The 26742-nt window shown below is 65.6% G+C and carries 20 protein-coding genes; 15 read left to right on the top strand and 5 right to left on the bottom strand.

Going from position 1 to position 26742, the window contains the following annotated elements:
• The first annotated feature begins 98 nt into the window (after positions 1-98).
• Complete coding sequence (locus tag CEW88_RS03895) at positions 99-665, top strand: hypothetical protein (RefSeq protein WP_108964772.1); 567 nt, start codon at positions 99-101, stop codon at positions 663-665.
• 523 nt (positions 666-1188) lie between these two features.
• Entirely contained in the window at positions 1189-2229 is a 1041-nt protein-coding gene (locus tag CEW88_RS25175; RefSeq protein WP_368074603.1) for a response regulator transcription factor, read from the top strand.
• Positions 2230-2300: 71 nt separating this feature from the next.
• On the opposite strand, the gene CEW88_RS03905 is transcribed toward CEW88_RS25175, so the two are convergent.
• Together CEW88_RS03905 and CEW88_RS03910 are read right to left on the bottom strand one after the other, a co-directional pair.
• A complete protein-coding gene (locus tag CEW88_RS03905) occupies positions 2301-4601 on the bottom strand; it encodes a TRAP transporter permease (RefSeq protein WP_108964774.1) in 2301 nt (766 codons plus the stop codon).
• A gap of 77 nt (positions 4602-4678) precedes the next feature.
• Complete coding sequence (locus CEW88_RS03910; RefSeq protein WP_108964775.1) at positions 4679-5734, bottom strand: TAXI family TRAP transporter solute-binding subunit; 1056 nt, start codon at positions 5732-5734, stop codon at positions 4679-4681.
• 141 nt (positions 5735-5875) lie between these two features.
• Between CEW88_RS03910 and CEW88_RS03915 the strand changes: the two genes are divergently transcribed.
• The 3 genes from CEW88_RS03915 to CEW88_RS03925 all read left to right on the top strand — a co-directional run bounded on the left by CEW88_RS03915 (position 5876) and on the right by CEW88_RS03925 (position 8912).
• Complete coding sequence (locus tag CEW88_RS03915; protein WP_108964776.1) at positions 5876-6385, top strand: MarR family winged helix-turn-helix transcriptional regulator; 510 nt, start codon at positions 5876-5878, stop codon at positions 6383-6385.
• On the top strand, positions 6382-8028 hold the full coding sequence (locus CEW88_RS03920; protein WP_108964777.1) for a sulfatase-like hydrolase/transferase: 1647 nt from the start codon (positions 6382-6384) through the stop codon (positions 8026-8028). The genes CEW88_RS03915 and CEW88_RS03920 overlap by 4 nt, the downstream gene beginning before the upstream one ends.
• A 101-nt stretch (positions 8029-8129) precedes the next feature.
• Positions 8130-8912 carry a hypothetical protein gene (locus CEW88_RS03925; protein WP_108964778.1) on the top strand — a complete coding sequence of 261 codons (783 nt, stop codon included), beginning with the start codon at positions 8130-8132 and terminating at the stop codon, positions 8910-8912.
• A 173-nt stretch (positions 8913-9085) separates the two neighbouring features.
• Here CEW88_RS03925 and CEW88_RS03930 read toward each other — a convergent pair whose 3' ends face one another.
• Together CEW88_RS03930 and CEW88_RS03935 are read right to left on the bottom strand one after the other, a co-directional pair.
• Entirely contained in the window at positions 9086-11386 is a 2301-nt protein-coding gene (locus CEW88_RS03930; protein ID WP_108964779.1) for a xanthine dehydrogenase family protein molybdopterin-binding subunit, read from the bottom strand.
• A 3-nt stretch (positions 11387-11389) separates the two neighbouring features.
• Positions 11390-11842 (bottom strand): (2Fe-2S)-binding protein, encoded by a 453-nt coding sequence (locus tag CEW88_RS03935; RefSeq protein ID WP_108964780.1) that lies wholly within the window; start codon positions 11840-11842, stop codon positions 11390-11392.
• A 293-nt stretch (positions 11843-12135) separates the two neighbouring features.
• Between CEW88_RS03935 and CEW88_RS03940 the strand changes: the two genes are divergently transcribed.
• The 4 genes from CEW88_RS03940 to CEW88_RS03955 all read left to right on the top strand — a co-directional run bounded on the left by CEW88_RS03940 (position 12136) and on the right by CEW88_RS03955 (position 19454).
• Positions 12136-13260 carry an ABC transporter substrate-binding protein gene (locus tag CEW88_RS03940; RefSeq protein WP_108964781.1) on the top strand — a complete coding sequence of 375 codons (1125 nt, stop codon included), beginning with the start codon at positions 12136-12138 and terminating at the stop codon, positions 13258-13260.
• The gene (locus tag CEW88_RS03945; protein ID WP_108964782.1) at positions 13253-14320 is read left to right on the top strand and encodes a FecCD family ABC transporter permease; all 1068 of its coding nucleotides are present in this window, start codon (positions 13253-13255) and stop codon (positions 14318-14320) included. Before CEW88_RS03940 ends, CEW88_RS03945 begins: the two co-directional genes overlap by 8 nt.
• Positions 14314-15111 (top strand): ABC transporter ATP-binding protein, encoded by a 798-nt coding sequence (locus CEW88_RS03950; RefSeq protein ID WP_108964783.1) that lies wholly within the window; start codon positions 14314-14316, stop codon positions 15109-15111. The genes CEW88_RS03945 and CEW88_RS03950 overlap by 7 nt, the downstream gene beginning before the upstream one ends.
• 743 nt (positions 15112-15854) lie before the next feature.
• On the top strand, positions 15855-19454 hold the full coding sequence (locus CEW88_RS03955; RefSeq protein ID WP_159099549.1) for a PD40 domain-containing protein: 3600 nt from the start codon (positions 15855-15857) through the stop codon (positions 19452-19454).
• Between the two features lie 148 nt (positions 19455-19602).
• Here the strand turns inward: CEW88_RS03955 and CEW88_RS03960 are convergent, their stop codons facing one another.
• A complete protein-coding gene (locus CEW88_RS03960) occupies positions 19603-20067 on the bottom strand; it encodes an Lrp/AsnC family transcriptional regulator (RefSeq protein ID WP_108964785.1) in 465 nt (154 codons plus the stop codon).
• Positions 20068-20467: 400 nt separating this feature from the next.
• Between CEW88_RS03960 and CEW88_RS03965 the strand changes: the two genes are divergently transcribed.
• The 6 genes from CEW88_RS03965 to CEW88_RS03990 all read left to right on the top strand — a co-directional run bounded on the left by CEW88_RS03965 (position 20468) and on the right by CEW88_RS03990 (position 26707).
• Positions 20468-21808, top strand: coding sequence for an MFS transporter (locus CEW88_RS03965; protein WP_108967523.1), 1341 nt, complete (start codon positions 20468-20470; stop codon positions 21806-21808).
• A 31-nt stretch (positions 21809-21839) separates the two neighbouring features.
• Positions 21840-23324, top strand: coding sequence for an NAD(P)-binding domain-containing protein (locus CEW88_RS03970; RefSeq protein WP_108964786.1), 1485 nt, complete (start codon positions 21840-21842; stop codon positions 23322-23324).
• Complete coding sequence (locus tag CEW88_RS03975; RefSeq protein ID WP_108964787.1) at positions 23321-23812, top strand: hypothetical protein; 492 nt, start codon at positions 23321-23323, stop codon at positions 23810-23812. Before CEW88_RS03970 ends, CEW88_RS03975 begins: the two co-directional genes overlap by 4 nt.
• On the top strand, positions 23809-24396 hold the full coding sequence (locus CEW88_RS03980) for a peroxidase-related enzyme (RefSeq protein ID WP_108964788.1): 588 nt from the start codon (positions 23809-23811) through the stop codon (positions 24394-24396). The genes CEW88_RS03975 and CEW88_RS03980 overlap by 4 nt, the downstream gene beginning before the upstream one ends.
• Positions 24393-25499, top strand: coding sequence for an NAD/NADP-dependent octopine/nopaline dehydrogenase family protein (locus tag CEW88_RS03985; protein ID WP_108964789.1), 1107 nt, complete (start codon positions 24393-24395; stop codon positions 25497-25499). The genes CEW88_RS03980 and CEW88_RS03985 overlap by 4 nt, the downstream gene beginning before the upstream one ends.
• 101 nt (positions 25500-25600) lie before the next feature.
• The gene (locus CEW88_RS03990; RefSeq protein WP_108964790.1) at positions 25601-26707 is read left to right on the top strand and encodes an ABC transporter substrate-binding protein; all 1107 of its coding nucleotides are present in this window, start codon (positions 25601-25603) and stop codon (positions 26705-26707) included.
• Positions 26708-26742: the final 35 nt, after the last annotated feature.

The following is a 26742-nucleotide window of genomic DNA, read 5'->3' on the forward strand; positions in this document are numbered from 1 at the left end:
TTGAGAGTATTCGGAGGAGGGGCGAATTGTATTGGGCAGCTTTAGCACGCGCCGGCAGGATGCTCCAAAAAGGAGATTGGTCCGAAAAGACGATCGCCATGGTCGTGGACTACCTGGAGAATCTGGCTGAAACAGTCGCAGGCGCACTGGGGTCGGCTTCGGAGCAAAGCCCCTCTGCCATGGACGTGGAGATCGGGGGCACCGCGGAGGCGGGGGGCGAACACACCCGGGCGAGCGCAGATTTGACCGCGGAACTCAGCGACACGGATTATGGGTCTTTCGCGGTGGGCAGCGGGACGTTTTTCGCTGCCGCCGAGGGTGGGGCTGAAACCGCGGCGACGAACGCATATTGCGATGTCGAGGGCGCGGACTTCGTCTTCACCCGGACGACGACCACGACGGGCGAAAACTGGTCAGAAACCAAAACCCAACTGATCGCGGTGGACTTTGCCTGCATCGACACTGGCAGCACCCTGATGATCACGCCCCAGAGCAGCTACCTCCTCGATAGCTACCAGCAGGTCGAAAGCGGGAATGTCGCGACGGTGAATTTCGATGTGGCCGTCAGCGCGACGCATACCGATGCCGACGTCAGCACCGGCGCGATCGCGATCGAGGATACCTATTCGGGTTCGTCGATCAATGCATCGCTCGCCATCGGTTGAGCGCCGCTGGCGAGTCGATTGAGTCGGGTGGATTGAGGCCCGCAGGCCCTGCGACGGAGGGCGCTGGCACAACGCGATGAAGCAAAGTGCGGGCAGAAGGTGCCGGTCGCACGCGGCGGACTACCCTGCGGCCAAGATTCTGGATTTCGATGCTTAGGCCACGAAGCGCCACCTTGAACGTCGGTCAATGACCCTAGGTAACGCACGAAACACAAACGATAAGCGATGCACGTATCCAATCCCAATTCCACGTTGGGCCATCATGTCTAAAATTTCCGGGAGCCCGGCGCTCAGCGACAATCCGCCAAGGCACCGCTGAGAGATATATTCCGAGGCGTTCAAATTCATCGCGGTGCTATACTTGAAGTTGTAGTGAGCTCTTCAAGAATTTGCATATTTTCGAGAAAGAAGATTCTGAAATTCATCTTTAATGAGATCCCGCTCCACAAGGGACACAGCACGGAAGATTGATGCAGTGAGCATTTCAAATTCAAAGGAGCCCATCCTCTATATCGTGGATGAGATGCCCCTGACGCGCGCACAGCTTTCCCAATTTCTTTCGGGGTTTGCGCGGCTCCACGGTTTGCGGATCGAAGAGATCGCCGCAAGTGAAGCCGGCGACATCTTTCCGCAGGCGACGGGCGGCATGTGCGTGATCAATACCGGCGCCAGCACCAGCGATGAGATATGGTTCGGCATCGTTCGCACGCTCAGCCAGACGGCACGGTTTGGACCCGTCGTGCTGTTCTGCGAAGCTGCAAGCGCAGAATTCGTGCGCGGCGCGCTCCAGGCCGGGGCGCGGGGGGTGGTTCCGGCATCGACCAACCCGGCGGTTGCTCTGAAATCCCTGGACCTGACCCTGCACGGGGGCATCTTCGTGCCACCGTCGGTGCTTGATCTGCTGCAATCCTCGGAGCCTTCGAGAGAGCCGGGCGCCGCGCCGTCCGGCGATCCCGAGCAGTTGCCCGACCTGTCCGGGCGGACGTCCGGCGACCATGGCGCCGCGCCGCGCACCGTCGCGGCTGCCCCGCGTATGAGTCCGCGGCAGACACGGACCGAGCAGGCCGGAGACCCCGGCGACGCAGCAGAAAGCGACGAGCCTGACCTCGCCGATCTGACACCACGCCAGTTGGCCGTGCTGGACCACCTCGGCAAGGCCCGTTCCAACAAGGAGATCGCCCGCGTCCTCGACACCACCGAAGCGACGGTGAAGCTGCACGTCCGGCAGGTGATGCGCAAGCTCGGGGCGAAGAACCGCACGGAGGCCGCGCTGATCGCCGCGCGCCGCGAACTCGCCAAGCGTCCGGCGCCGCGGCTGCGGAGCGTGCCGGTCCCGGACCCGGCGACGCCTGCCCGCACGCCGATCTACCAACCGTTGCCGAACCAGCGCAACCTGCATGCTGCGGCGCTGCTCGCCGACGGCAAGAACCCGGCGCCCGGATTTTTCACCGCCGCTCGGGAAAAGGACGGCGATACCCGCGCGGCCGAACATCTGCGTCGCATCGAAAAGAGCGCGACCATGCACTTCCCCGGTGTCTTTCCCGGCCCGGGCCGCTTGAGCTGAGGGTGTCTCCGCGCTGGCGCGTCTTGCGCTCTGGTTGCCCTCGGCGTTGCTGAACGCGGCTGTGGGAGGCGTCAGACCGGCGTGCGTGCGGGCTCGCCGCGCGCCGTGATGGCGTGCAGGACCATCAGCCCGACCCCGAGCGCCAGTCCGAGCGTCATGAGCGGCACCGTCTTCCACAGGATGAGAACCGCAGCGACCAGCCGGAGCACCTGCTCCCAGCGGGCCAGGTCCCGGCGGTCGAAGCGGGTCAGCGCCGAGGCAAGCAGGTAGAGCGCGAGTATCAGCCGGGCGCCCAGCAAGAGCAGGGCGGTGATCTCGACCTCGCCGCTGTAGCCCTCGATCAAGGCCCGCCGGCCCATGTCGTCGGTGATCGTCACCGCTTCTTCGATCAGCAGCAGCTCGGGGTACCAGGCAAAGACGAAGGGGATCGCGAACATGACGATGCCCACGCGCACGGCAGCAAGCCCGGTGCGCATCGGCTCGGTGCGGGTGATCGAAGCCGCGGCGAAGGCAGCAATGGCGACCGGCGGGGTGATCGCCGAAGCCACGGCAAAGTAAAAGACGAACATATGCGCGGTGAAGAAGCTGACGCCAAGGCTCGACAGCAGCGGGCCGAGCAGCAGGGCGACGTTGACGTAGGCGGGCACGGTCGGCATGCCCATGCCGAGCAGGATGGCGCAAAGCATGGCGCAGACCAGCGCCAGCATCAGGTAAACGCCGCCGACGATGGGAATCTCGAGGCCGAAGAGATGCAGCACCTGCGCGCGCTCGAGCCAGGTGGTGACGGCGCGGGTCAGCTCTCCGGTCAGGCCGCTCTCGTTGAGGAAGGCCGAGATGATCGACACAGCAAAGAGCAGCAGAAACAGCCGCGATATGAGGATGCCGCCATCCGCGAGCGACAGCAGCACCTTCGAGGGTTTTGCGCGGGTCTCGGGATCGAGGAAGAGCAGCGGCAGCAGCACCGCGACCGCCCACCAGCCTGCCGAGACCGCGTCGCCGGTGGCATTGGTGATGATCTGGGTCACGAAGTCCGGCAGCAGCGCCGCCACCATGCTGTCCCCGATGGTGTCCTTGGAGCCGAGGAGCAGGAAAAGGATGGTCAGGATCGGCAGCACGATGATCACCAGGTTCAGCCAGTCCTGCCGGTGCATCACCAGGTCCTCGGGGATCTCGCGCATGGCCTCGATCCGGTCCTTGCGGGCCTGGAACATCACCGCGAGGAAGATCGAGAAAAAGAACGCCAGCGCCGGCAGGAAGGCGGCGGTGATCACCTTGGTGTAGGGCACCGCCGTCAGCGCCACGAGGACAAAGGCCGCAACCCCCATCACAGGTGGCATGATCTGCCCGCCCGAAGAGGCGGCCGCCTCGACGCCGCCCGCGAACTGCGGCGAGAATCCGTTGCGCCGCATCATCGGAATGGTCAGCCGCCCGGTGGAAAGCACATTGGTCACCGGCCCGCCGGTGATCGTACCGAAGAGGGCTGAGGAGACGATGGCCGCATGCGCCGGCCCGCCGCGCAGCCGGCGCGTCATCCGCACGGCAAGCTTGATCAGCGAGGTGCCTCCGGCCGAGGTGCCGAAAAGCGCGCCCAGCACCACGTAAGGGAAGACCTGGTTGACCACGATGTCCATGAACCGCCCCATGAAGCCATCGGGGGTGACAAAGACATTGGTGGCTTTCTGGATGGCAGCGGCGCGCACGTCACCGCCGTCGGCGCCGAGCTTGGTGAGCAGGAAGCTGTTGTCCGACAGATCGAAAATCCAGATCAGCGCGGTCGCAACCGTATAGAGCACGACGACGCTTGCCACCGCCACCAGCGGCAGACCCCAGACCCGCATGTTGTAGAGAAAGAACAGCGTGATGATGGTGAAGAGCAGTGGGATGATCCAGATACCGAAGCGGGCCTGGCAGGCGGGAACCTCGGCCTCGAAGGAGATGCCCGGGATCACTCCGGCCGAGCGCTCGGCGGCCTCCTGGATGAGCCGTGCGCGCTCGCCGGTGATCTGGTCGATGAGGCAGATCGAGTCCACCTCCACCAGAAAGCCCACCGCCGCGAGCAGGGCGGCGAGGATCAACCCCGCATCGAGCAGCGCGCCGAGCCAGGCGCGCTCCGGGTGGTCCCATTTCCACTCTCTATAGACGCTGGAGTCGAGCGCCACGATCAGCATCATCACCAGGAAGACCGGCGGGTAGAAATACTCCGGCGGAAAGCCTGACACCCGGAAAAACGGCCGTCCGGTCGCCTCGCGCGCCCAGTCCTGCAGGCCGGGGATCTCGGGCATCGTGTTGATCATGCCGACGATCACCAGGATCACGGCGAGGACCAGGGCGATCCGCTTGCCCAGAGGGTGGGTGATGTCTTGCTGCGTCATGTCACCGAGGCCTTGCTGGGGTGGCGCCGGCGGGGCCATCGGGGCGGCCCCGCCGGATTGAGGGGATCAGGGCCTGTTTAGGGGCGCAGGCAGTCGGCGATGCTGTGGCCCGCCTCCTCGAAAGCGCGGATGGCGCCGGGGTGCATCTTGATCTGCACCGCACCACAGGCACCCTGGCTTGTGCCGTCGATGTCGCCGAAACTCATTCGGGCAAAGGGGCCACGTGGCGAGCCGGTGATGAAACGCTCCTCGCCGCCGAGGTAGGCCTTGGTGATCTGATAGACGAGCTCCTCGTCCAGCCCGGCGGGCACGATCTGGCCGAAGGCGGTGGCGAAGCTGTCGAAGGTGTCGTCGTCGGTGACCACGGTGATGTCATTGCCCGCGTAGGCGGCGCGGAAGTCCTCGACCGGCACCGAATAGGGCGCATGGCCCGGTGCGGCGACGATTTGCTGGCCAAGCTCGCTGGCGAGAAGATCCGAGGGCACGTCGTGGATGGTGATCCCGCCCGCCGAGGCAATGGCGATCTGGCGACCCGAGGGCAGACCCTCGGGGATGGTCCAGACGTCCGCGCCGCCGCCGGTGATCGTCGGCACGGTGTCGGGCCAGTCGGTCTGGATGCTTTCATAGCCCTCGCCGTCCTTGAGGCCCGAGAGCAGCTGGATCATTGCCCGGCCCGACGTCAGCGCAGCGCCGCGCGGCGGGCCGTTCCAGATGCGCTTGCCCGACATGTCGCGAATGTCCTCGACCGGGTTGCTGTTGTAGTAGCCGAGGATCTGCGCCGAGCCTGCGTTGAAGAAAATCGCGCGAATGTTCGAGGCCAGCTCGGCGCCCCGCTCCGGGCCGACCCCGGCGTAGGGGCCGATGCCCCGCGACAGCAGGAAGGGCAGGATCAGCGGGGCAGGGGCCATGTCGAGCCGGCCCTCGGCAACCGCGAGCACCGAATTGGTCAGCGTCGCGCCCTCGGTGATCTGCATGGTCGCGACACCGGCGCTGTCGAGCACCGCGGCAAGCGTGGAATCGATGTAATGCGGCGTCGAGCCGGGCGTCGTGGTTTCGGCGGTTAACGTGGCCTGGGCCGCGGCAAGCACCGGCGCGAGCGCCAGAACGCCGCCCATGAGCATCTGTTTGAGCATGGTTCCTCCCTTTGGTCACCGCCCTCCTCCAAAGGCGGACGCCCCGCGGTTCCCGGGGACGTAGGAGAAACGCTCGCAGAATATATATGACTTGTCACGTATTATTTATTCGGGCTTTATCGGGGCAACGGGAGGCTCATCATGACCAATGCGAGCAAACGGGATGCCGCACGCATCGCGCAGCGCCGGGCGCGGGAGGACCACAACGTCTTTTCCCGCCTGCCGGCGATCTACGCCGCGTCGCGCTCGCAGGGGCAGCAATTCCTGCAGCGGGGTGGAGGGCTTTCGATCGTGGAATGGCGCACGCTTTGGGATCTCCACGAGGTCGGGCCGATGACCATCCGCGATCTCGCGGCGACCCAGCGGGCAGATCATTCACTGCTGAGCCGGGCGCTGCCCGAGATGCGGCGCAAGGGCTATGTGACCATGCGCCGGGATGAGGGCGACGGGCGGCAGACCATTGTCGAGATCGCTCCGCCGGGCCGCGCCGCCTATGCCCGTGCAGCGCCGGTGATGGCGCGCCGCCGCGCCGCCCTGCGCGAGGTATTTTCCGAAGAGGAAATCAGGATCTTCGTGGGTTATCTCGACCGGCTCGAGACCTTCCTGCGCAGACCCGTGGACGACGTGCTGACGGAGGAAAGCGCAAAGTGACCAAGCCCCCCAACGTTCTGTGGATCATGGCGGACCAGCTCCGCTTCGACTATCTCAGCTGCACCGGCCACCCTTACCTGCATACGCCGCATATCGACGCCCTGGCGGCGCGGGGGGTGCGCTTTTCCAACGCCTACGTGCAGTCGCCGGTCTGCGGCCCGTCGCGGATGTCGGCCTACACCGGTCGCTACGTGCGCAGCCATGGGTCGACCTGGAACGGCATGCCGTTGCGGGTCGGCGAGCCGACGCTGGGCGATCACCTGCGCGAGGTGGGCGCCCGCGCGGTGCTGGTGGGAAAGACCCACATGACCGCCGATGCCGAGGGAATGGCCTGGCTCGGCATCGATCCGGACAGCGAGATCGGGGTGCGTGTTTCGGAATGCGGCTTCGAGCCCTTTGAGCGCGACGACGGTCTGCACCCGGACAGCCCGCGGCAGAATTGGTCGGCCTATGACGACTACCTCGTGGCGCAGGGCTACAGCTCCGAAAACCCCTGGGAAGATTTTGCCAACTCGGGGCTCGACGACGATGGCGAGCTGCTGTCGGCCTGGCTGCTGAAGAACTCGCGGCTTGCCGCCAATGTCCCCGAGGAGCATTCGGAAACCGCCTATATGACCGACCGCGCGATGGACTTCATGCGCGAGGCGCAGGCAGACGGCCGCCCCTGGGTGTGCCACCTGTCCTATATCAAGCCGCACTGGCCCTATATCGTGCCCGCGCCCTACCACGACATGTATGACGAGAGCCATATCGTGCCGCCCGTCCGCTCCGAGGCAGAGCGCGAGACCGATCACCCGCTGCTGCGCGCCTACCACGGCGCAAGGGTCTGCCGCAGTTTCTCGCGCGACCCTGTCCGCGAGCACGTGATCCCGGCCTATATGGGGCTGATCAAACAGCTCGACGACAACCTCGGGCGGCTGTTCGCCTGGATGGACGCGGAGGGGCTGAGCGAGACCACCATCGTCGCCTTCACCTCGGATCACGGCGATTACATGGGCGACCACTGGATGGGCGACAAGGATTTCTACCACGAGATGGCGGTGAAAGTGCCGCTGATCATCGCCGACCCGCGCCCCGAGGCCGACGCCACGCGCGGCCTTGTGTCGGACGCGCTGGTCGAGATGATCGACCTTGCACCGACCTTCATGGCTGCGCTCGGCTGTCCGCCCAAGCCGCATGTGATCGAGGGCCGCGACCTGACGCCGATCCTGCACGGCACCGGAGACATCTCGCGCCGATATGCGATCAGCGAACACGATTATCACTGGTCCGACATGGCCCGCACCCTCGGCCAGCCGCAGGAAGAGGCGCATACGGTGATGATCTTCGACGGACGCTGGAAATTCATCCGCTGCGAGGGGTTCCGGCCGGTTCTTTTCGATCTGGAGACGGACCCCGGCGAGCTGGTGGACATTGGCGCCTCGGAGGCACCGGAGCATGTTCAGGTCCGCGCGCGACTGGAGGCGGCGCTGCTCGACTGGTCCCGGCGGCACCATACCCGTATCACCGCCACGCCCGCAGTGCTGGCGCGGCAGAAGGTTGCGGCGGAGACCGGCATCCTGATCGGTTTCTGGGACGAACAGGAGTATCACGAGGCAACGGGCAAGGCCTTTGACAGCCTGAGGCCCGTGGGCCGCCGGTAGCGGCTCGGCACCCGCGCAGGGTCTTGCGACCTGCGCAGGGTTCGCCTTGTCCGGGGGCCGTGGATGCGCTAGCCCGGCCTGCGGGTATAAGGGGAAGCGGCATGGCAAAGGCGATCGAAACGCTCGAGGTCGGCGAGCTGCGGTTTCTGACCACGCACCGCACGCTGGCGCTCGTGGCGCGCACGCTGAGCGGCAGTCTCGCCACGCTCTCCGAGAGTTTCGGCCCCACCGACATCTGGCTCGGCGCGCATCGCGCGCGGCGGATTCCACGGAGCCGGGGGCGGCGGCTCGTGGTGGTTCAGACCGAACAGATCCTCGACGCGGACGGCCGCGCCATCGAAACCAAGTTGACCCGCAGGCGCATCGCGCGGCTGGCGCTGCAGGCCGACCTCTTCGTCGATTGGAATCCCCAGAACCGGCCATTCTACGGCCTTCTGCCGCGGCTTCTGCCCCGGCGGTTCCTCTTCGGCCCCTATGTTTTCGGTCCGGGTCCGCGGGCGCAGAGCCCGGGCGAGGGACTGGTCTTTGTCGGCAATCTCAACGCCGAGCGGCAGGCCAAGCTCGCGCAGATCCGGGATGTCCGCGCGCTGCCGATGAAGGCGGGCATCGACGAGATTGACCAAGCCATTGCCTCGGGGGCGGCGATGCTCAACCTGCACTCGCTTCCCGGGGCCTATACCGAGGTGCCGCGGGTGCTGATGGCGCACCTCGCGGGCAAGCCGCTGGTCTCCGAGCCGCTCGCGGCGCCCTTCGCGGCAGGAGAGAGCTATCTTCTGCCAGACGCCCCCCTCACCGCCGAGGCCTTGGCCCAGGTCTGGCAGGGGCTGAACGCCGTGGCGGCGCGCTATCCGATCACCGAGATGCTCCGCACCCCGCGCCGGTGATCTGGGCGCAGGTGCGAGGAGGCAACTCCCATTTCATGAAAAAGGGCCCCGCGTGAGGCGCCACGTTTCATCCTGAGATGCGGTCTCGCGCCGCCGAAGATCGGCTCTTCGAGCGGCGCATCGACTCATGTTTTGTAGCCCGCACCCGCGAACCAGGCGCGGGCCCGCATGTCCTACGCCTCCACGCCCATGGGCAGGTGACGGCGGCGCTCGCCGGTCGCGGCGAAGAGCCCGTTCGCGATGGCCGGTGCGACAGGCGGCACCCCCGGCTCGCCCACGCCGGTGGCGTGCACCGAGAAGGGATGCGGCACGATGTGGGTGACCACGGTTGGGAAGTTGTCGGAGCGGACGACGTCGTAGTCGTAATAGTTCGACTGCATCACTGCCCCGTCCTCGAAGGTGATCCCCGAATGCAGCGCCACGGTCATGCCCATGACCGCCGCGCCCTGCAACTGGCTCTCGATGCGCTCGGGGTTCGCGGCAAAGCCGCAGTCGATCGCCATGTACATCTCGGGCACGGTGATCCGCCCGTCCGCCACCTTTACCCGCGCTGCGCAGGCCACGTAGGAGACGAAGCTTCGGTGCACCGCGAGGCCGATGCCCTCGCCTTCGGGCAGTTCGTTGCCGTAGCCGATGCCATCGGCGGCGATATTGAGGACATCGGCGAGCCGCCCGGTCTCGATTGGGAATTCGGCGATGGGCTCTCCGTAATTCCAGAAATCCTCGGGCAGGCCGGCCGCCTTGAGGTCGAGGCTGCGCGGCGCGCCGATCAGCTCGAGCCACATCTGCCGCTGGTCCTTGCCGAGTTCATGCGCCAGTTCACCCACGCAGGAGCCGATGGCCCAGGCGTGCGGGATGTTCGAAACCGAGCGGAACCAGCCGATCCTCGTGTGTGCCAGCGCCTTGCCGTGCTCGCATCGGATATTGGGCAGATCGAAGGGCAGGTCGGTCATCCCCATCGCCAGCTCGAGCGGCAGCACGTTGCCCTCGTCGGGGGCGAAGGTCGACAGGATCGACGGCGCCACCGAGCGGTGCCGCCAACCCGTGACCCTGCCGCTCTCGTCGAGCGCGACGTCGATGCGCTCCGCCGAGGTCGTGTGGTAGAAGGAGTGTTTCACGTCGTCCTCGCGCGTCCATTGCACGCGCACCGGGGCGCCGATCTCCTTCGAGAGAAGCGCGGCTTCGGCGACATAGTCAGCCTTGGATTTCCGGCCGAAGCCGCCGCCGAGCAGCGTGACGTTCACCCGCACCATCTCCGGGTCGAGCCCGACCGCCTTGGCGGCATCCTTGCGCGTGGTGTAGGGGCTTTGCACCGGCGCCCATATCTCCAGGCCCTCGGCGGTATAGTTGGCGATCGCCGCCGGCGGCTCCATCGGGATATGGGCGACATGGTCCTGCGTGTAGGTCGCGGTGAAGGTCTTCGCGGCACCGGCAAGCGCCGCCTCGACGTCGCCCTGGTCGCGGGCAACGGTGCCGGGCTGCTCGGAGGTCGCGACCATTTCGGCCAAGTAGGGCTCGGAGCTGTATCCGCCGTGCGGCCCGGGCTCCCATGCGATCTTCAGCCGTTCGCGTCCCTGCGTTGCCGCCCAGGTGTTGCTGGCCACCACGGCGATCCCGCCGAGAGGGGCGAACTGGGTCGGCATCGAGGCATAGGGCAGCTCGTGCACGCTTTCGACTCCGGGCACTTTCAGCGCTTCGGCGGCGTCGAAGGAAAGCGCCTTGCCTCCGACCACCGGAGGGCGTGCGATCACCGCGTATTTCATCCCGGGCAGGATCACATCGGCACCGTAGACCGCACTGCCGGTGGTGATGTCGTGAAGGTCGGTGATCTGCACCTCGCCCCTGCCGACGTAGCGGAACTGGTCTTCGGTCTTGTAGGTGACCTCCTCATGCGCGGGCACCGGCTGGGCCATCGCCGCAGCGGCCAGCGCGCCGAAGCCGAGGCTCTGGCCCGAGGGGCCCTTCACCTCATGCATCTCGACGGTAACTTGCGCCGGATCGACGCCCCACTCCTCGGCGGCGGCGCGGGCGAGCATGGTGCGCACCGCGCCGCCGATCTTCCGCGCCATCTGTATGTGGTGGCGCATCGAGCGTGAGCCGTCGGTGTCCTGGTTGCCATATTTCGGCTCATCGCCAGGGGCCTGCACGACTTTCACGCGGGACCAGTCGGCTTCCATCTCGTCGGCCATGACCATCGGGATCGACGTCCGGCTGCCAGTGCCCATCTCGGAGCGATGGGCGACCAGCGTGACCGTGCCATCCGGGTCGATCGACACGAAGACCAGCGGATCCTCGACGATCCCGTGCTCCATGCCCGAGCCACCGGTGTCATAGGTCTCGAAGGCGCGAGCGGGCATCGCATAGGCGGCCAGCGCAAAGGCGCCGGTGGTGCCCAGAAAGCCGCGGCGGGTCACCTTGGCGAGCCGCACGCTGGCGGCGCCTGTGTCGAGAAGCGGTTCAAGATATTTCAGCATGGCTCAGATCCCCGTGCTGGCGTGGCGGACGGCATCGACGATGCGCTGGTAACAGCCGCAGCGGCAGACGTTGCCGGACATGGCGGCGAGGATCTCCGCGTCGGTCGGCTTCGGGGTCTCGCCAAGAAAGGCTGCGGCCTGCATGATCTGGCCGGGCTGGCAGAAGCCACATTGCGGCACGTTGAGATCGCGCCAGGCGACCTGGACGGGGTGGTTGCCCTCGGGGTCGAGCCCCTCGATCGTTGTGACCGCCTTGCCCTCGACAGCGCGCAGGCTGGTCTGGCAGGCGCGCACCGCCTTGCCCTCGACATGCACGGTGCAGGCCCCGCAGAGCCCGGCGCCGCAGCCGTATTTCGTGCCGGTGAGCCCGGCGATGTCCCGGATGGCCCAGAGCAGCGGCATGGTGGGATCTTCGTCGAAGACCTGCTCGACGCCGTTCAACGTAATCGTGGTCATTTCTTCCTCCCGCGGTGCAACTTGGCAGCCGGAATGAAACGGGCGATCGAAGAAGAGGGAGACGCTCAGTTCAGAATCGCCGCCTGGTTGCGCAATGCTAGCATAAAACGGGCCCTCACTCAGCAAGCGGACAGTCCGTGGCGGCCATTGCTGACGGCCCTTTCGAGTCTCGCCATCCCGCGGTCGCCATTCCCTCGCAGAAAAATGACTGTTTCAGTAGGGAATGATTGTTGATTCATTTAGTCAAATAACTTAGGCCCGCCGCGAGTTCGACCTGCGTACAGGATAGTTCGATGATGCACCGTCTTGCCGGCCCCGCGGCCCTGATCTTCACCCTTCACGCCGGTGCAGTGCTGGCCGATCCCGTGACCTTTACCGATATCGCCGGGCGCGAGGTCACCGTCGAAGCGCCTGTGGAGCGCATGATCCTCGGCGAGGGGCGGCAGGTCTATTTGCTCGGCATTCTCGACCGCGAGGACCCTTTCGAGCGCGTCGTCGGCTGGCGTCAGGACCTGCTGGAGGCGGACCCCGCCAGCTACGACATCTACGCAGAGAAATTCCCGCACCTGAAAGACCTGCCCACCTTCGGCGGTTTCAAGGACGGCACATTCGACGTCGAGCAGGCTGCAGCGCTGAAGCCGCAGCTGGTGCTGATGAACCTCGAAGCCAAGGCGGCGACCGAGGACGCGGGCTACGACGAGAAGCTGGCCAAGCTCGGCATCTCGATTGCCTATGTCGATTTTCGCGAGGATCCGATGGCCCATAGCGTCGAGTCCATGCGTATCATGGGTAAGGTGACCGGCAAGGAAGCGCAGGCGCAAGAGTACATCGACTTTGTCGAAGCGCAGATGGCCCGGGTGACCGACACGCTTGAGGGTGCCGAGTTCGACCGGCCCAAGGTCTTCGTCGACCGCGCGGGCGGCTACTCGGACGATTGCTGCATGACCTTTGGTCCCGGCAACTTCGGCGACTACGTCGAGATCGCCGGGGGGACCAATATCGCGGGCGATATCCTGCCCTCGACCTTTGGCACTCTGAATCCCGAGCAGATCATTGCCGCCAATCCCGACCAGGTGATCGTCACTGGCGGCCAGTGGGACGCTTACGTTCCCGGTGGCAACTGGGTCGGCATGGGGCCGGGCTCTGACATGGACGTGGCGCGCGGCAAGCTCGAGGCGCTCACCCAGCGCACCGCGATGACCGGCATCAATGCCGTCGAGACCGGCCAGTTCCACGCCATCTGGCACCAGTTCTACGACAATCCGTATTACTTTGTTGCCGTGCAGAAGATCGCCACATGGCTGCATCCCGAACTTTTCGCGGACCTCGACCCCGAGGCGACGCTGAAGGAGCTTCACACGAAGTTCCTGCCGGTGGACTACACGCCAGGCTACTGGGTCTCGCTGAGCGATGACTGATCTCGGGACCGCAACCGGATCGAAGACGGGGCGCGATTTCTATCACGCCCTCGTGCTTCGCAGGCAGTTGATCCTGCTGGGCCTCGGCCTTGCCCTCGGGCTGGCCTTCTGCGCCGATCTCGCGCTTGGCCCGGCGCGCTATGCGCTGGCCGATGTGGCCCGCACGCTGGTCAGCCCCGGGTCGGTGGATGAGCGCATGAAGGTGATCGTCTGGGATATCCGCATGCCCGTGGCGCTGATGGCGCTGGTGGTCGGCGCGAGCCTGTCGGTCGCCGGCACGCAGATGCAGAGTATCCTCAATAACCCGCTCGCAAGCCCCTTCACGCTGGGCATCTCGGCGGGGGCGGGCTTCGGCGCCGCGCTGGCACTGGCCTTTGGCGTGGCGCTCTTTCCTTTCGCTGTGGATTACATCATTCCGGTCAACGCCTTTCTCATGGCGATGCTGACCGCGCTGGCGATCTACGCGCTGAGCCTGCGGCGCGGTGTGACCAGCGAGACGATTGTCCTGCTCGGTATCGCGCTTGTCTTCATCTTCAACGCGCTGATGTCGCTGATCCAGTTCTTTGCCAGCCAGCAGGCGGTGGCGGCCGTGGTCTTCTGGACCATGGGCAGCCTCACCAAGGCGACCTGGCCAAAGCTCGCCATCGCCTCGGCCGCGCTGGCGCTCTCGCTGCCGCTCCTGACTCGGCGGGGCTGGGCGCTGACCGCCATGCGGCTCGGCGATGCCAAGGCCGAGAGCATGGGGGTGCGCCCGGGCCGGGTGCGGCTCGAGGTGCTGATGATCGTCAGCCTGCTGGCCGCGATCTCGGTCTCCTTCGTCGGCACCATCGGGTTCATCGGGCTCGTCGGCCCGCATATCGCGCGGATGCTGTTGGGCGAGGATCAACGCTTTCTGCTGCCCGGTGCGGCGCTGTCGGGCGCGCTGATCCTGTCGGTAGGCTCGGTGCTGTCGAAGATGGCCATCCCCGGCACGGTGATCCCCATTGGCATCGTCACCGCGATCGTCGGCATCCCCTTCTTCCTCTATCTCATCCTCAGCCGGAGGGGCAGCGCATGGTAGGCCTCGAGCTGCGGGATCTGGGCGCCAGCTACGGCGGGCGCGAGGTGCTGTCGGGCATCACCACGCCCAAGCTGACCGGCGGGCAGGTGGTTTCTCTGCTGGGGCCGAACGGGGCGGGCAAGTCAACGCTCTTTCGCCGTATCTTCGGCATTTTGAAGGGGGCGGGCGAGGTCCGCATCGAGGGTGCCTCGTCACCCCGTCCCATCGCCTACATGCCGCAGGATGACGGCGGGCGCCCGGCGCTCTCGGTTTACGAGGCGGTGCTGCTGGCGCGCATGCAGGGGCGGCGGCTGCAGGTCTCGGGCGAGGATCATGCCGAGGTCGACCGGGTGATCGCCCTGCTTGACATGGGGCGGCTGCGCGGTCGTCCTGTGGGCGACCTCAGCGGCGGCCAGCGGCAGATCGTCGGCGTGGCGCAGGCGCTGGTGCAGCGTCCGCAGATCGTGCTGATGGACGAGCCGACCTCGGCGCTTGACCTGTCGCGGCAGATCGGCCTGCAGACGCTCATGCGCAGCCTCGCACGCGAGCAGGGGTTGCTGGTGATGATCGCCCAGCACGACCTCGGTCACGCGCTGCGCTTCACCGACGCCTGCCTGGTGATCGCCGAGGGCGGACTTGCGGCCTGCGGGCCGACGGGCGAAGTGATCACGCCCGCGCTTCTACGCGACATCTTCGAGGTCGAGGCACGGGTCGAGCGCTGCTCGAAGGGCATTCCGCAGCTCATGGTGGATCACCGCCTCGGGGATCTGGGCGTGAGTGCTGGACGGAATCTCTCCAAAAGCGCTGGATAAAATTTCTCCAGTTTGGCGCTGTTGCCGATGGTCCGGGGGGCATGCCCCCCGGACCATCGGCAACGCAGAATTATCCTTGCTGATGCCAATGGAACGGCGCGCAGGTGGTGGAACTGAGGGAGATCGTGATGATCTTGGAATTGAAACGGCAGGGCCTCGGCGTCAGCGCGATCGCGCGGCAGACCGGGCTGGATCGCAAGACGGTGGGGAAATACCTCGAGCGCGGGCTCGAGGTGCCGGACTAGGGGCCGCGCGAGCCGGAAGCGCGCCTGGCGCAGGAGTATCGCAAGTGCCTGGCCGACAGGTTGTCCGCCTGGCCGGGGTTCTCTGCCCGGCGGTTGCACCGCGCGATCAAGGCGACGCTCTCCGAGGAGGCCCGGCACCGGATCGAGGCGCTTCAGTGGTGCTACGACCCTGAGGGGCTCTTCCGAAGTGCCCGTGTCGACGCGGATCTCTCCGTGGCATGAGAGCGCCGCCCCGCCTTTGCGCCGGGCGGATGCCGAAGGGGCGAGCCCTGCAGTCACGACATTCGAGCGCCCCGGCAGCGTCGGGGCTTTTGCTCTTCGACAGGGCAGATCGAGTGCGGGACCCCTCATCTGCCACCGACCAGAGGCCATTTCGATGTTCCGCCTTGACCGAGGTCAACGGGAAGAGCGCGCGCGCGTGGTCTCATGCGGGGATCCCCGAGACGGACGACGCCAGGGGATCGAAGCACGTCAGGCAGACCAAGGGAGGGCTGGGTCATGGCGACGCAACTGAAGGTCGTATCGGTGGAGCGGGTTTCGGTAGGTGGCGACGGCGAGCAGGGCGAAGGCGCGAGCATTCGCGGGGTCTTCAGCGCGGACGGTGCCAAGCTGCTGATGCAGTCCGGCGCAGGCTTCGTCCCCGATGATCGGAATTCCTACGGCGACATCTATCTCAAGGAGATGGCCAGCGGCGCGATTGAGCGGCTCACGCTTGATCCGGGCATCGCGGACCCCGAATCGGGAGGCTACGAGCCCGCGATTTCCGCCGATGGCACCCGCGTGGCCTACACGTCGACCTTCGCTGTCACGATCGGCGGAATTACAGGTCCGCAGGAGACGGTGGTCTTCAAGGACCTGATCACCGGCGTGGACAAGCTGATCTCTGCCAGCGCCGCCGGTGAGCCGGGGAATGACGCCAGCTTCTACGCGCATTTCTCGCCCGACGGGACGCAGATCGCCTTTACCAGCTACGCCACCAACCTGGTGCCGGGCCTTCCCATGGTCGGTGATGCGGTCTTCCTCAAGGACATCGCCAGCGGTGATATCCGGATGCTCTCGAGCAACGCCGCGGGCGAGGCTGCCAACAACTACAGCGTCGGGGTCGGTTTCACGCCGGACGGTTCGAACTTCGCCTTCTCGAGCCTTGCGGACAACCTGATCGAAGGTGACGGCAACGGCGTGCGCGACATCTTCACAAAGGACCTGACCACCGGCGCGGTGCGGCGCCTTTCGGTCGGGGCGGATGGGACCGAGGGCAATGGCGATAGCTCGGAAGGCAGTTTTTCGCCCGACGGCAGCAAGCTGCTGTTTGCCAGTCGCGCGACGAATTTCGTCGCCGGCGACCGCAACGGTTCGCAGGACCTCTTCATCAAGGACCTCGTGACCGGAGAGATCACGCTGGCCTCCATCGACAGCCTCGGCAATCAGTGGGAGGCCGACAGCTATGGCGGGGTGTTCTCTCCGGACGGCACGAAGATCGCCTTCTACAGCGATACCGTCGGGCTCGCGGTGCGCGATGACAACGGCGCGCAGGATGTCTTCGTGAAAGACCTCGTCTCGGGCGCGCTCACCGTGCTGTCGGCCAATGTCGCGGGCGAGATCGGTGACGCGCAGAGTTTCTGGCCGCAATTCGTGCCGGATGGGTCGGGCGTGCTGTTCACGAGCTACGCGACGAACCTCGTCCCGGACGACACAAACGGCGAGCGTGATCTCTTCATTGCCCGCTTCGAGGAGCAGCAGCTCGGAGGGCCCGTGCAATGGAGCAAGGCCGAGGGCGGCAATGGCCATTGGTATGAATTTGTCGAGGGGCCGCTGACTTGGGCCGAGGCCCGGGCCGACGCCGAGGGTCGCAATCACCTTGGCCTGCCGGGCTACCTGGCGACGATCACCTCGGAGGAGGAGAATGCCTTCGTGCTGTCGATGACGCCGCCCAATGTCTGGGTTGGCGGGTCTGATGCGGCGCGCGAGGGGATCTGGAGCTGGACCGGCGGTCCCGAGGTGGGGCAGGTGTTCTGGAGCAGCTCCGGCGGCGCAACCGGCTACGTCGACTGGGGCGGGGCCGAGCCGAACGACGCGGGCGGCGAGGACTACCAGCTGGCCCATGCGCTTTATCCGTCTGGCACCTGGGCCGACGCCGGGGTGCCGCCGAACCCCAACTCGCGCTTCGGCTACGTGGTCGAGTACGGCGCGCAAGACCAAGGCTTCGCCGAGATCGCGCCCGGCCGAACCGAGGCCGAAACGCTCGGCATCGAAGGCGGCTTCGCGCCGTCGCACAATGTCTGGGCCTCGGGCGGGGCCTATCTGCAAGCCACGGGGTCCGGCGAGGCGATCGCCACCGGCAGGTTCTCGGGGCCCAAGGGCACCTACAGCCTGACGATCGGCTATTTCGACGAGACCGATGGCGCGAGCCGGATGCGCGTCCTCGTGAACGGCGTCCAGGTCGACGACTGGCTCTGGAACGGGACCTGCGGCGACACCATCGTCACCGGGGCCGGCGCTGCCGAGCGCGTCATCGAGGACCTTGATCTATCCCCGGGCGACAGGATCGAACTGGTCGGCACGCCCAGCGGGGGCGAGCCGCTGCGGACCGACTATCTTATCCTCACGGACAGGCTGCTCGATGTGGTCGGAAGCGAGGGTGCCGACCGGCTGAAGGGAAGCGATGCAGACGAACGGCTGCTGGGGTTCGGCGGCTCGGATCGGATCGAGGCGCTCGGCGGCGAAGACCTGATCTTCGCCGGTGCCGGGGCGGACACGGTCCGCGCCGGAGAGGGCGACGACACGATCTTCGGCGGGCCGGGGCTCGACGTGATCTATACCGGACCAAGGGCCGACGTGGTCGTGCTTTCCGATCTCAAGCATTTCGACAAGCTCTACGATTTCGAGGTCGGCGTGGACAGGTTGCGCGTCGAGATTGACGGCGTCGAGACCGATGATCTCTACGTCAGGAACTGGCGTCTGATGGCACGGAGCTGCGGCGAGGACGTTCTGCTCGCTTATATTCCCGATGCCTATACTACGCGCGCCAGTGTCGCCGACCTGTTGCAGCCCGAGGTTCCCGCGAATGGCACAACGCTGCACCGCCTCGAGTTCGGCACCGACCAGAAGGGAGAGCTCTCGTTCCTCGAGGATGTCGACCGGTTCCGTTTTGAAGCGGAGGCCGGGAAGTTCTATGTCTTCACGATGACCGGTGATCCGGCGTCGGACCGGCCGATTGCCGCGCCGCGGCTCGATCTGCATTCGGCGGAGGGGGCGTTCCTTGGCAGCAGCAACGACAGCGGCGCGCCGGTGGCGCAATTGCCTTTCCTCGCGACGGGAAACGAACCGCTTTTTGTCGACGCCTATGATCTCTACGGCGGAGAGATCGGGGGCTACATCCTGTCGGTTGGTCTGGCCGAAGATCTCGACCGCATCGCGGGGAATGCAGGCACCGATGCGGTGCTGGGGGTGACCGCGGCGGTTGAGAGCGATCTTGGCTACCCCGGTGACATCGACTGGTTTCGCGCGGAGATGGCGCCGGCCTCGCTCTACCGCGCGGAACTTTCCAGTGCGCCGGGAACGAACCCCTACCTGGCTTTTGTCGACGCATCGGGCGCGGTGCTCGCGCGCGGCTACGGCGGCACATTGGCCACGGTCTACTTTCGCGCCCCGGCTGAGACGCCGGTCTTCGTGCAGGTCGATGCGGATTCCGGCCACGAGGCTGGAACTGGAGTCGGCCCCTACCAGCTGACGCTAGCGCGCGCGCATGCGATCGACGCGATCCCCGAAGATGCCTCGACCTCGACCACGCTGGATGTGGGAGAGACCCTACGCAGCGATATCGCATATGCCGGGGACGAGGATTGGGTGCGTGTGTCGCTCGAGGCCGGGCGAAGCTACCAATTTGACCTGAGCGGCGTCGCGGACCGGGACGACCCGCTGAGCTATCCGGAACTCGCGCTCTACGACAGCACCGGCAGGCTGCTTGCGGCGGACGAGGGCGACGCCGGGAGCGCCGCGCACCTGTCGTACATGGCCGAGGCGGATGCGCTGGTCTTTGCGGCGGCGCGCAGCGTCTATGCGTATTTCACCGGAGATTACGCGCTCGGGGTGTCGTGACCGGCAGCGGCGACGGCCCATCGGTCGGTCGCAGCGGGCTCCCTGCTGCGGGCCTGCCGCGGGCCCGGCCGCGAAACACCCATACGGTGCAAGGGGCAGCCCTCGGCGATCGCCTGCAGGCGATCAAGGAGGACCGCAGCTCTTACAATCATGACAGCGGGATCGGCCGCTGCTCCTCAATAGCTTCCATGGCAAAGTAGGAGGTCACAGTCTCTAGTTCGACCTTCGAAATGAGTTGCTTGTAACATTCGTCATAACTGGACATGTCACGCGTCACGATCTTCAGCAAGTAATCGTATTCGCCTCCAATGCGGAAGAAATCGACCACGTCCTTGATCGTCGAGACATGTTTGCGGAACTGGTCGAGCCAGCCTGCCGAGTGATGGCGCGTACGGATCATCACGAAGACAACCAGCCCGGCGCCGAGCCGTTCGCGGTCGAGAAGGACCGTGTAGTTGCGGATCACTCCAGCCGCTTCAAGCGTCTTGAGGCGCCGCCAGCAGGCGTTTTGCGACAGACCCACCCGATCAGCGAGTGCCCGCTGCGACTGCGAAGAGTCGCGCTGGAGTTCCTCCAATATGCGGCAATCGATTTGATCGAGTTTGTGGTCCATTTTTCGATCATACGAGCGAAAATTTCACCATAAAAGGTAAAAATAGGTGGTGAGTTTCCAGATTTGTTGGTCAAGTATCAACCTACGTGTTCTGAGAGGTTGCGGGCGGCGCATGCTCTAGTACTCGGATCATGGGAGTGGTGGGAAATATACGAAAAACAATGGCATAACCGGACGTTTGCAGTTGCTTTTCTTTCGCATAAATTGAAGGCGTTTGAGCTGGGGCTCTGGTCGACATTACCTTGGGCTTGGAGTTAGCTGCATGTCTGAAGTAAACCGAGAGACAAAGGGGCAGGGTCATAGCCGGAATGTCGTATGATATCTCCGAGGAAATGCACTTCGTTTGCTTGGCGTCTTCGGCTCGGTTCTATCTTTGGCAATCGCATCGGGGCCCTTTGACATGATCGCGCGGAGTTCGCCACTTCGACTGCGGAACTTCCGCTATCTCTTCATCGCTCACATCCTGTCGCTGGTCGGAGTGGGGGTGATGACCGTTTCTCTCTCGCTCACCGCCTTCGAGGCCGGGGGCACGGAAGCTGGGGGCACCATTCTCGGCGGCATTCTCGCGCTCAAGATGATCTCCTATGTGCTGATCGCGCCGCTGGCCGAGACAGTGCTGTCGCGCCGGCCCCGCAGGGCGACGTTGGTGACCATCGACATCCTGCGCCTCGGCATCGTTGCCCTCATGGGGTTGGCTTTTTCGAGCTGGCAGATCGCGGTTTTGGCCTTCTTGTTCTTCGCAATCTCTTCGGGGTTCACGCCGCTCTTCCAGTCGGTGCTTCCGGACCTGCTCGAGGACGAGGACAGCTACTCCCGCGGTCTGGCGCTGTCGCGCATTGCCTACACGCTGGAATCGATCCTCAGTCCGGTCATCGCGGCTGCGGCGCTGAAGGTGCTGACTGCGGACGATCTTTTCTTCCTCGCCTCGGGCTGCTTCCTCGGCTCGGCGGTCTTCCTCTTCACCACACGCTTCCCGGCGAGCCACGTTTCGCACAAGGCGCCTTTCCTTGAGCGTGTCTCGAAGGGCCTGCGCATCTACGCGCTCACGCCGCGGTTGCGCGGGCTCTTTATGCTGAACTTCGCGCTGTCGTTGTCCATGGCCTGGGTGTTGGTCAACACGGTGGTCTTTGCCGGGGGGCGCCTTGGAGATGCCGAGCATTACTACACGCTGTTGATGACCTGCTATGGCGTCGGGGCTGCGATTGGCGCGGTGACCGTGCCGCGGCTGGTGCGACGCCTCGATGAGCGCCGCTGCATGGCTGCGGGGGTCTTGCTTTTCGCCACGCTCGGGATCTTTCTGAGCCTCGTGTCGGCGCCGCCGGTGGCCGGGCTGATGTTGCTCTGGAGCGGTTTCGGGCTGGCTTCCTCGCTGGTACTGACCCCGGGTGGGTTGGTGCTGGCGCGCTCAGCCCGGAGCGGCGACAGGCCGGCGGTCTTTGCCGCGCAGTTCTCGCTCAGCCACGCCGGCTGGTTGCTAGCCTACCCCGTCGCGGGCTGGCTCGGCGCTTCGATCGACCCGGCCCACGCGATGGGTATACTCTCGCTGGCGTCGATCGCCGTGACCCTGCTCGCGTTGCGCGTCTGGTCCGCCGCCGATCCGCTGGTCCGCGCGCACAGCCACCCCGACCTGCCTGCCGACCATCCGCATCTGCGCGACCATCCGGGGCAGGGCGCGGAGCAGGTCCACGCGCATGACTTCCACATCGACGAACTGCACCGACACTGGCCGCAGCGCGCCTGATTCACGACTTCCAGACTATAGGGACAGAACCATGACCGAACACGCCACCCCCGCCATCGACGGACAGGGCCTCGCCGCCCTCGAGGCGCGGCTGCAAGAGGACCTCGAGTTCCTCTGCTACCCGGGAAAATCCTGGGTGCCGGCCCGGGAGGTGCATGGCGAGAAGGTTCACGACGTGGTGATCATCGGCGCAGGCATGTGCGGCCTGGTCTCCTGGCTGGCGCTACGCATGGGGGGCATCGACAATGTGCGTGTGCTTGACCGCAGCCCGGCAGGGCTGGAAGGGCCGTGGCTGAACTATGCGCGCATGGTCACCTTGCGCTCGCCCAAGACGCTGACCGGCCCGGCCTTCGGGTTGGGCGCGCTGACCTTTCAGGCGTGGTTTCGCGCGCAGTTCGGTACCAAGGCTTGGGAGCAGCTCGACAAGATCCCGCGGCCGCAGTGGATGGAGTATCTGCGCTGGTATCGCAGGGCGCTGAACGTGCCGGTCGAGAACGAGGTCAGCGTCGACCGGGTCGAGCCCGAGGGCGACCTGCTGCGCCTGCACCTGAGCGGCGCACCCGAGAAATCCATCCTGACCCGCAAGCTGATCTCGGCGACCGGCCGAGACGGCACCGGCAAGCCCAATATCCCTGGCTTCATGGCGGGGCTGCCGCGAAAGCTTTGGGCGCACAGCGCCGACGACATCGATTTCAACGCGCTGAAGGGAAAGAAAGTCGGGGTGATCGGCGTCGGCGCCTCTGCCGTCGACAACGCCGCCGAGGCTCTGGAGCATGGCGCGGCCGAGGTCCGTCACCTGATCCGCCGCAAGGACATGCCGACGATCAACAAGATGATGGGCATCGGCTCCTACGGATTCACATGTGGCTATGCCGATCTGCCTGACGCGTGGCGCTGGCGCTTCATGCAGTACAGCTTCGCCACCCAGACCCCGCCGCCACATGGATCCACGGTGCGCGTGAGTCGCCATCCAAACGCGCATTTCCACTTCGGCAAGGCCACGAATTCTGTCGAGCAAGTGGGGGATCAGGTGCGGATCAACTTCTCCGACGGCAGCAGCTACACCGCGGAATTCCTGATCCTCGGCACCGGCTTCGTCACCGACCCCGAGATGCGCCGCGAGTTCGGCGAGGCGGCCAACGCGATACAGCTCTGGCAAGACGTCTACACGCCGCCGGAGGATGAAAAGAGCCCCGATCTCGGCCGTTTCCCCTATCTCAACCCGGATTTCACCTTCCGCGAGAAAGTGCCCGGCACCGCGCCTTGGCTCGGCAACGTCTATTGCTTCAACTACGGCGCCACCGCCAGCTTGGGCAAGGTCAGCGGCGACATCCCGGGCGTCTCGGAAGGCGCGGCGTGGCTGGCGCGCGAGCTCTGCGCGAAACTCTACGCCGAGGATGTGGCCAAGCACTGGCAGATCCTGCAGGATTACCAGACGCCGGAGCTGAACGGCGAGGAATGGACGCCCAGCGAGCTGCCGGGCGAAGACAAGACGACCAAAGGACTTGTGGCATGAGCGACCTCTCGACCCTGACCAGCACCGCCATGGGCGGTGTGACGGAAGGAGGGCCCGCCGCCGCCGCGGCAGAGCTGCGTGGCAACATCTTGGAAATGACCCAGACCGCCGAGGAGGCCGTGCTCGCGCCCGCAGACTGCGGCGCCTGGCCGGCCGACCTGCGCGCGGCGCTGGCCGCCCGTATCGCGCGGCTGAACGGACAGGAAGAGACCGCGCGGCGCTATGCCGCGCGCATGGCGGGCCAAGACTATGCCGCGCTGGCCGATCCCTCGGAGGACGGGGCGGTGATGGGACTGGCGCGGGTCGTCGCTTTCATGGATTCCGTTGCCATGCTGCCGCGCGACGTGACGGCCGAGGACATCTCGGCCCTGCTCTCCGCGGGGGTGTCCGATGCCGACATCGTTCGGCTCTGCGAACTCAACGCCTTTCTGGCCTACCAGCTGCGGCTGGTCGCGGGGCTCAAGCTGATGACGGGAGCGGGCGCATGAGCAAGGTCATCCACAAGTTCACCCGCAACGTGCCGCATTGGCAGCCGCGCGTGACCCCGGTCGAGCTCGAGGAGGCAACGCCCGAGCAGCTCGATGCGCTCCAGGTTACACCGTCAAACACAAAGGTCTCGGACTACGTGCTGACACTGGCGCATGACGTCGAGAGCCTGAAGGTGCGCTCGCCGCTGTTCAACGCGATCATGTACGACAAGCAGGGCCTGAGCCGCGCCGAGCGCGAGGTCGGCGCACTGGCCGCCTCGATGGTCAACCGCTGCATCTACTGCGCTGCCGTGCATGCTTCTCGCCACGCGCAGATCCTCAAAGACACAACGGTTACCGACGAGCTCTTCCTGAAGGGCGAGAAGGCCGATCTTGGCCCGCGCGACCGCGCGATCTTCGACTTTGCCCGCAAGCTCTCGGCGGCGCCCTCCGAAGCGACGCCCGAGGACATGGCGGCGCTGAGAGAGGTGGGGCTAGACGAGGCGGAGATCCTCGATCTGATCCTGTCGACTGCGCTCTTCGGCTGGGCCAACCGGCTGATGCACATCCTGGGCGATCCGGTGCGCCAAGAGGTGGACGCATGAGCCTCTCTATCGGGATCGCCGGGGCGGGCAGCATCGCCTTCGGCACTGCCGCGGTGCTGGAAAGCCGCGGCCACAAAACCGCGCTCTGGTCTCCCTCGGGTCGTGGCACCGATGGGCTGGGGCAGGGGCTGACCGCCTCTGGCGCGCTGTCGGGGGTTTTCCAACCAGAGGTGGCGGACAGCGCCGAGGTGCTGGTCGCGGGCCGCGACGTGGTGCTGATCGCCGTGCCGGGCTACGGCCACAAGGCGGTGATGGACGCCATCGCGCCACACCTGTCCGAGGGCCAGCAGGTCATCGTCTCGTCGCATGCCTCCTTCGGCGCGGTCTACCTGTCCGAGCTGCTGGCCGCGCGTGGCCTGACGCTACCGATCACGGCCTGGGGCACCACGGCGCTCACCGGGCGCCGCACCGGCGTTGCGGAGTGCAACGTCAACACCATCCGCGCAAAGATCGATATGTGCACTGTACCGGCCGACGCGCAGGCCCAGGCACTCCGGACCTGCCAGGCGCTGTTTGGCGATGTCTTCGTGCCGCGCGACGGGCTTCTGGCCATCGCCCTGTCGAACCTCAATCCGCAGAACCACATGGGCATCGCGCTCGGCAACATGACCCGCATGGAACATGGGGAGGTCTGGTCGCAGGCCGGCAACGTCACGCGCAACGTGGGGCGGTTGATGGAGGCGCTTGACGCTGAGCGTCTGGCCATCGCCGAGGCGCTGGGGCTGAGCGTGAAGACCATCTTTGAGCACTACCACCAGAGTTACCACGTGCCGGTCGCGTCTATCCACGAAATGAACGCTGCGCTGGTCGCGGCGGGCACCGGAGGGCAGGGCCCGGCCACCGCCGACAGCCGCTACATCACCGAGGACGTGCCCTACGGGCTGGTGCCGACGGTCGTGCTAGGCGACCTGATCGGCGTGCCGGCGGAGCTGCACCGCTCGGGGGTCAAGCTGTTCTCGGCCATGTATGGCCGAAACTTCGAACAGGAAAACGAGCTGTTGTCTGCCCTATCGCTGGGCGATCTGAGTCTTGACGAAATGCGGGAGCTGGCCCTGTCGGGGCGGCGTCCGGGCCCGGAGCAGCACCGGGCCAGCGCCGGCTGACGAGCTGGCGTGGCCACAAAGACGCTGGCCGACGGGCCGGCGCCGATCTCAACCAGACGGGCCTCAAAGACCCGCATTCCACCAACTAGGAGCGAACTCTCATGTCGAAACTGATCCTCAACCGCCGCCGATTCATGGGCACCGCGGCCGCCACAGCTGGCACGCTGGCCAGCCCGGTCTACCTACGCCGCGCCTACGCACAGGGCGGCGAGGTGAATATCTGGACCTACACCGACTTCATACCCGAGGACTTCAAAAAACAGTTCGAGGACGAGACCGGCATCAAGGTGAACGTCCGCCTCGTTGATGACCAGGGCAAGCAGTTCAACCTCCTGGCCGCCGAGGCGCCGAACCCGACGGTGGACATCCTCACCGTCGCAGGCCATCGCTTCCTGCAATTCATTGCATCGGACCTGCTGTCACCGCTCGACACAGACCGGCTGAGCAACTGGGGCACGATCAACCCGATCTACTCGGAAAGCGACTGGTCGACGATCAACGGCAACAAGTGGGGTGCGCCGATCCTGTCGGGCATGGAGGTGCTAGCCTATAACACCGACATGGTGCCAGAAGAGGACGTGCAGTCCTGGGAGCCGTTCTTCTCGGACAAATACGCCGGCCAGACCGCCTATGTTCTGCAGGACATGATGTCGATCGTCATGCTGATGAAGGGCTACGACGGCAACATGGTCGAGTATCTCAACGACCCCGAGCGGGCCGCCGAGATCGTCGCCGAGGCGCGTGACTTCCTGATTGAAAAGAAGCCGCTGGCGCGCAAGTACTACGACGGCGGCGCCGAGGTGCAGCAGATGTTCGTCAACCAGGACATCACCATGGCCTGCGCCTGGAACGGCCCGATCGCCGCACTGATGGCCGAAGGCTTCCCGGTGTCGATGACCATCCCGAAAGAGGGCAGCTACGGCTTCGTCTATACCTACAACATTGCCAATAACGCGCCGAATGCGGACAATGCCTACACCTTCCTCAATGCCGTGTTGGCGTCGCCCGAGGTCGGGGCCGCGATGACCAAGGCGTCGGGTTTCATTTCGACATTCAAGGGCGCCGACCAGTATCTCACCGACGCCGAGAAGGCCGCGACCTCCTTCACCGACGAGGAACTGGCGGGCATGAAGTTCTTCCGCGCTGAGGCGAACGAGATGAAGTACGGCCTCGTCGACCCTGCCGTCGAAGCTATCAAGGCCGCCTGAGCACAAAGACCGGGGCTGCGGGGTCAAAACAGGGC

It is taken from the genome of Alloyangia pacifica (assembly GCF_003111685.1).
Taxonomy (GTDB): Bacteria; Pseudomonadota; Alphaproteobacteria; order Rhodobacterales; family Rhodobacteraceae; genus Salipiger; species Salipiger pacificus_A.